The organism is Dietzia sp. B19, from assembly GCF_014145155.1.
Classification (GTDB): domain Bacteria; phylum Actinomycetota; class Actinomycetes; order Mycobacteriales; family Mycobacteriaceae; genus Dietzia; species Dietzia natronolimnaea.
The window spans coordinates 1-6,349 of record NZ_JAALED010000088.1; the positions used below are offsets into that span (position 1 = coordinate 1).

Genomic DNA, 6,349 nt, shown 5'->3' on the forward strand with positions numbered 1-6,349 from the left:
CGCCGTCGGCCAGGCGCTGTCCGAACCCGGCAACGTCGGCACCCTGGTCCGCGTCGCGGACGCGCTCGGGGCCGACGCGGTCTGGCTCACCGAGGGCGCGGCCGACCCGGAGAATCCCAAGGCGGTCCGGGCGTCCGCCGGCAGCCTGTTCCATTTCCCCGTCGTGCGGGGGATCGCCGAGGACCACCTGATCGACCGGGCGCACCGGGCGGGTCTGCAGGTGGCGGTCGCCGACGCCCACGGAGAGGTGGACGTCGAGCGAGCGGATGACGTCCTCGCCGAGCCGACCGCGTGGATCTTCGGCAACGAGGCCCACGGGGTGCCCGAGCACCTCGCCGCGCGGGCGGATCTCCGCGTCCGCATCCCCATCCGTGGAAGGGCCGAGAGCCTGAACATCGTCACCGCCGCCTCCATCTGCCTCCACACGAGCGCCCGGCTGCTGGCGGGATCATGACCGCGACCCTCACCGCCCGCGGATTCGGCGCCACCCGCGGGGCGCGGACCCTGTTCGACGGGCTCGACCTCGTCGTCGCACCCGGAGACGTCTGGGGCCTCACCGGACCTAACGGCGCCGGAAAGTCCACTCTCCTCCACGCGCTGGCCGGCGACCCCGTCGCCGAGATGACGGGACAGCTCACCCTCAGCCCGCCGGACGCCACAGTCGGGCTCCTCCGACAGGAGGTGGAGCGCGACGACGACGAGGTGGTTCGCGACTTCCTGCACCGCGTCACCGGCGTCGCGGACGCGCTCGCGCGGATGAACGCGCTGGCGGAGCAGATGGCGGACTCCGACTCCGGCGCGGACGCCTACGGGGACGCCCTGGAGCGCTGGTTGGCGCTCGGCGGTGGCGACCTCGACGAGCGGATCCCCGTCACCGCAGCCCGGCTGGGGCTCGACGACACGGTCCCGGACCTGTCGATGTCGGCGCTGTCGGGAGGGCAGGCCGCCCGCGTGAACCTCGGCGCCGTGCTGCTCAGCCAGTACGACATCCTGCTGCTGGACGAGCCCACCAACGACCTCGACCTGGCGGGGTTGGCCGTCCTCGAGGAGTTCATGCAGGCCGAACGGCGCCCGATGGTGGTGGTCAGCCACGACCGCGAGTTCCTGGCCAGGTGCGTCACCGGCATCGTCGAACTGGACTCGGCCCAGCAGCAGATCGCCGTCTTCGACGGCGGCTACGAGGCATACCTCGCCGAACGGGCGCTGGCACGGCAACGGGCCCGCGACGCCTACGAGGAGTACGCGGGCCGGGTCGATCAGCTGAAGGACCGCGTGCAGACACAGAAATCCTGGCTGGACAAGGGCGTGCGCAACACGATGCGCAAGACCGGCGGAAAGGACGCGGAGCGCGACAAGCACATCCGGAACCGGGCGGGCCAGCGCTCCGAGAAGCAGGCCGCCAAGATCTCCCAGTCCGAGCGGGCGATGGAACGCCTCGAGGTGGTCGCCGAACCGCGCAAGGAGTGGGAGCTCCAGATGGAGATCGCGACGGCGCCCCGCTCCGGTTCCGTGGTGGCCGTGCTCGCCGAGGCCGTCGTGCGCCGCGGCGACTTCGTCCTCGGCCCGGTGACCCTGCAGATCGATGCCGGGGACCGGATCCTCATCAGCGGCTCCAACGGCTCGGGCAATACCACATGGCATCTCTGTCCCCGATGGACCCCGCGTCGGCGACACGCGACAGCTCCGTGTGAGCGATTGGCGTCGAAAACTAAAGCGATATGCTACGTTCGGGGTATCCGGATGAAGGGAGCCCACTGTGGCGATCGACGAGGGGCGCGCGTGGGCGCTGCGAACGCTGGGAGCCGACGGCGTACTGGTGCGAGAGCAGATCTCGTCCATCATCCGCGACTGCCACGAGAAGATGGCGAACGCGCAGGCCGAGGCCGAGATGAAGCACACCGGCGTGTATGGCCAGATCTGGCGGAAGTGTTTGGACGAGTTCGTGACGGTGCTTGGGCGCCTGCCCTCGGCTGAGATCGTTCCGCGCCGGGGATACAAACTGGTCGCGTTCAACGGGGTGATCCTGTTCCCGTGGCGGTTCGCGCGGGAGCGGTCCACGGTCATCGGCTCGCGCCCGTTCGCCGTCTCGGACACGCGGGTCTCGCTGTTCGGTGAGGAGCGCGAATCGACCCAGCAGCGTCTGGACATCGAGTTCGAGCACCCCGAGTTGACCGAGGAAGAGCGGGAGCTGGTCGACGCCGAGAGCAAGGCGCTCGAGGAGGCGCTGTCGACCCACTCCCGCGTGGTCGTCGTCCCGTATGCGAGCAACCCGTTCGCGCTCCACAGCGTCGACTGGGGTGAGGCGACGTTGGGAAGCGACGGCTACCTCACCTTCGCGTCGATGGAATCGCTGCTCGAAGTAGGCGCGGGCTCCCTGGTGGATGTGGACCTGACGGACGAGTCGTTCTCCGACGGGCCGATCCCGCGCCCGGATCTGGGGGTGAAGGGCGACGAGGCGGACGGAGAGGCTGATGGACGACAGTGACACCTTCTTCTCTCTTCTTGGAACAGCCGACCGTCCCGATCTCGACGCCGTCGCTGACGCGTTCGACCCAGCTCGTCTGACCCAGGCGCGTTTCGCGGCCGGCTTGTCGAAGGCGAAGCTCGCCGAGCTAGTCGGAGTCACGCCTGCGGCGATCGGCCAGTACGAGTCGCGAGTGGTAACGCCGCGCCGCGACCTGCTGCCGGTGCTTGCGCGCGAGCTCGATGTTCCGGTGGACTACTTCGCCACGGGTCGACCGATCGGCCGCGTCGACGGCTCGGAGGCGCATTTCCGGAGCCTGCGCTCGACCACCGCGCGGGATCGATCCAAGGCGATTGCATTCATTGAACAGGTCTGGGAGCTGACGTTCGCGCTAGAGAAGAAGGTCCGGTTCCCAGATGTCGACTTGCCGGTGGTGGATCGGCAGCAAGCGGATCCCGCTTCCGCGGCGCAGGCGCTTCGCGAGCATTGGGGCCTGGGCGTGAAGCCGGTCAAGCATCTGGTCGCGCTGACGGAATCGCACGGGATCGTCGTGAGCCTGCTGACGTTGGCGAACGCCGACGTAGCCCGAGTCGGCGCGTTCTCGACGTCTCGCTTGGCTCGCCCGGTCATCGTGGTGACGCCCGAGCGTGCGAAGTCGGTGTTCGTCTATCGGTTCACGGTCGCCCACGAGCTGGGGCACCTGCTCCTGCACGGCGAGGCCGTTCCAGGTGACCAGCAGCAGGAGCGAGAAGCCGATCAATTCGCTGCTGAGTTCCTGACTCCACGTTCCCAGATTGTGAACTTGCTGCCGCGGACCGTGAACCTTTCGCGGCTCGATGAGCTCTCGCGGCATTGGGGTGTGTCGGTGGATTCGCTGCTGCTACGGATGAAGGAGACCGGTACGGTCTCCGACGCTTCGATCCGTCGGGGCTACCAGAAGCTGAACCAGCTGCGCAGCTCCTCACTGGACGCGCCCGAGCCGGTGAACGCATATCCGGGTGAGGTGCCGTCGATGTTGGCCGAGGCTGCCCGGCTTGCCGATCAAATCGGCTTCGCGCAGATAGACCTCGCCCGCGAGCTGCGATGGCACCCGGCACGTGTGCGCGAAGTCCTGGGTGTCGACGATCCCAGGCCGACATTGAAGCTGGTCACCGATCCCTCACCCGAATAGGGCTGGAATGGTGTCGTCGAGGTCGAGGATTAGCGCGCAGATGACGGCCCTCCGGAAAGGCAACGACGTCGCCCAGCGGCGATGGGATTCGGCAGCCGCGAGACGGAGGATTAGGGATGAGCCGATCAAGTTCGAAGACCCGGCGAGCTGCTCGGGCAGCGGGCGTGACTGCTCGTAGCGCCCAGAGTTCCGGCATCGTCAAGTGCTACGTCGAGCGGTTCGAGAACGCGGTCGGCGCACCGGACCTCCGCCTTCGCGAGAAGTCAACCAAGCGGCTCGTGCGCGTTCTGACGGACAACCAGATGTTCAGGTCATTCGCGCCGCTGTCGAACCTTCTGCAGGACTGCTACGCGCATGGAGGCGGCCTCGTTGAGCCACGGAGTCGCGCGGAGTACGTCGCCATCTCCGCGCCGATTGTGAAACAAGGCGCTCACGAGATAGCTGTCGCGTTCGAGGGCTTCTCGGTTAAGGTCCACATCGTGACGGCGGACGTCGCATCTCCTCCGACGTCCGTGTGGGCCTACATCGAGGAGTACCCGGTCGATGGCGGGGGCCTTGGTCTGCGTCTTCGCCAGAAGGTCACCGGCCGGAAGGTCGAGATGTACGGCAGGGACCAGGATCACTTGCTCACATTCCTCAGCAGCCCGCAATTCACAGGTGCTGACTCGCACATGCCGAACGTCTACCAGAAGGACGGCTTCGACCATTCGATGCTGATGATGGCGTGCGTGCTGGCGCTGCTGGCCGCCACCATCGTGCTGCTCGCCCCGGCGCTGCTGGCCCGCCTGGGCACCGTCCTCGCCCTGCTACGCCTGCACGGGCGGAATGTGCTCACCGCGTTACCGCACCCCCGACCACCTTCCCTCATCGTCCTGTCGATCAGTCGAACCTGATTCCCCGCCCTCCCGTCGCCGCTGTGCCGGGAGATGCTGCGCCGTGCCCGCATACGGCACGGGAATCAACTCACCATTCGACTGACTAGACAAGGACACCCACCCATGCGTTTCCGCATTCTCGCGCTGAGCACCGGCGCGCTCGCCGCTGCGCTCGTGCTCGCCGGCTGCGCGCCCACCGACGGATCCATGCCCGGCATGGACCACGGCCCCGGCGGCATGACCAGCAGCACCCCCGCCCCCTCCGAGCAGGCATCGTTCAACTCCGCTGACGAGATGTTCGTCACGATGATGATCCCGCACCACGAACAGGCCATCGAGATGGCCGATCAGATCCTGGCCAAGGACGGCATCGACGAGCGGGTCGTGACCCTCGCCGAGCAGATCAAAGCCGCCCAAGGCCCCGAGATCCAGACCATGAAGGGCTGGCTCGAGGACTGGGGAATCCCCTACGACGACTCCATGTCCGACATGGGCGGGATGGGCGGGACGGGCGGCATGGACCACGGCGACGGGATGATGTCCGACGACGACATGGCCGCCCTGGACGCCGCCACCGGGGTCGAGGCGACCCGGCTGTTCCTCGAGGGCATGGTCGGCCACCACCAGGGCGCCGTCACCATGGCCAGATGGTGCTGAACAACGGCGAGTACCCGGACGTGGCCGCGCTCGCCCAGCAGATCATCGACGGACAGACCGCCGAGATCACCACCATGCAGGACATCCTCGCCACCCTCTGACCCGAACCCCTCGGGCGGGGCCGACCACCCCTCACCTGGCCCCGCCCGAGGCCCGGCGCATCCGTCCTGACCGACAGCGCCGGCCCGTCGAAAGGCCCATCATGACTTCCCGGACTCTGGCCGCGTCCTTCGTGGGCCATCATCCTCGCCCTGATCATCCTGTCCGCGGCGACCATCCTCTTCATCCAGGCGATCGCATGAGCAGCAACGCCACCACGATCACGGCCGCTGCCGTCGCCGCTGCCGCGGGCCTGCTGCTGACCGGCTGCACCTCCACGCCGACCGCCATTTCGGCACCCGCCCCGGACACGGGTCTCGGTCATGTGCACGGCATCGTCGACCTCGGCGGGAGCACCGTGCTGCTGGGCACCCACATCGGCCTCTACACCCTCACCGACACCGGCGACATCTCCGGCCCCCTGGGAGGCGCGGACTTCGACGCGATGGGCCTGACCGCCGACGGCGACGTCCTTTACGCCTCCGGGCACCCCGGACCGAACACCCCGGCGGAGCTCGGCGAGCACAACCTGGGACTCATCCGAAGCACCGACGCCGGGACCACCTGGGAGCCGGTCGCGTTTACCGGGCAGGAGGACTTCCACGTCCTCACCGCCGGAGACCGTGCGATCCACGGGATCGGGTCCAGCTCGATCACCATCCGCACCAGCACCGACGGCGGGACCACCTGGATCGACGGCGCCGAGCTCCCCGCCGCCGACCTGACCGTCACCACCGACGGCACCCTCTACGCCGCGACGCGGCAGGGCCTGCAGGAGAGCCGGGATGCGGGCGCCACCTTCGACCTCGTCGCGGATGCGCCGCCGCTCTACCTGGTGGAGGCGGACTCCACAGGCGGGCTGGTCGGCGTCGACACCGACGGCACCCTCTGGCGACTCACCGGCACCGGATCCTGGGACAGCGTCGGTGCCGCCACGGGCACCGTCCAGGCGCTCGGGAACGCAGATGGGGCGGTCGTGCTCGTCGACGACCGCGGCGTCGTCTGGATCCACGGCACCGAGACCACCGTCGTCCTCCCGACAGGGACCGCACAATGACCGCTAGCCCCGGTAGTTCACGGGGA

The 6,349-nt window shown here is 68.3% G+C and carries 8 protein-coding genes; all 8 read left to right on the top strand.

What is annotated here, in order from left to right:
- The coding region (locus G6020_RS03485; RefSeq protein ID WP_182609670.1) for an RNA methyltransferase at nt 1-454 on the top strand (454 nt) is incomplete at its 5' end.
- Entirely contained in the window at nt 451-1,974 is a 1,524-nt protein-coding gene (locus G6020_RS03490) for an ATP-binding cassette domain-containing protein (RefSeq protein WP_241732555.1), read from the top strand. The genes G6020_RS03485 and G6020_RS03490, both read left to right, overlap by 4 nt.
- Complete coding sequence (locus G6020_RS03495) at nt 1,943-2,485, top strand: hypothetical protein (RefSeq protein ID WP_182609671.1); 543 nt, start codon at nt 1,943-1,945, stop codon at nt 2,483-2,485. The genes G6020_RS03490 and G6020_RS03495 overlap by 32 nt, the downstream gene beginning before the upstream one ends.
- Nucleotides 2,472-3,635 carry an XRE family transcriptional regulator gene (locus tag G6020_RS03500; RefSeq protein WP_182609672.1) on the top strand — a complete coding sequence of 388 codons (1,164 nt, stop codon included), beginning with the start codon at nt 2,472-2,474 and terminating at the stop codon, nt 3,633-3,635. Before G6020_RS03495 ends, G6020_RS03500 begins: the two co-directional genes overlap by 14 nt.
- A 116-nt stretch (nt 3,636-3,751) precedes the next feature.
- On the top strand, nt 3,752-4,528 hold the full coding sequence (locus tag G6020_RS03505) for a hypothetical protein (protein ID WP_182609673.1): 777 nt from the start codon (nt 3,752-3,754) through the stop codon (nt 4,526-4,528).
- Nucleotides 4,529-4,633: 105 nt separating this feature from the next.
- Nucleotides 4,634-5,167, top strand: a complete 534-nt coding sequence (locus G6020_RS03510; RefSeq protein ID WP_241732556.1) for a DUF305 domain-containing protein — start codon at nt 4,634-4,636, stop codon at nt 5,165-5,167.
- The gene (locus tag G6020_RS16895) at nt 5,158-5,268 is read left to right on the top strand and encodes a DUF305 domain-containing protein (RefSeq protein WP_241732557.1); all 111 of its coding nucleotides are present in this window, start codon (nt 5,158-5,160) and stop codon (nt 5,266-5,268) included. Before G6020_RS03510 ends, G6020_RS16895 begins: the two co-directional genes overlap by 10 nt.
- A gap of 197 nt (nt 5,269-5,465) precedes the next feature.
- Nucleotides 5,466-6,323, top strand: coding sequence for a F510_1955 family glycosylhydrolase (locus G6020_RS03515; protein WP_150447127.1), 858 nt, complete (start codon nt 5,466-5,468; stop codon nt 6,321-6,323).
- The last annotated feature ends 26 nt before the right edge of the window (nt 6,324-6,349 follow it).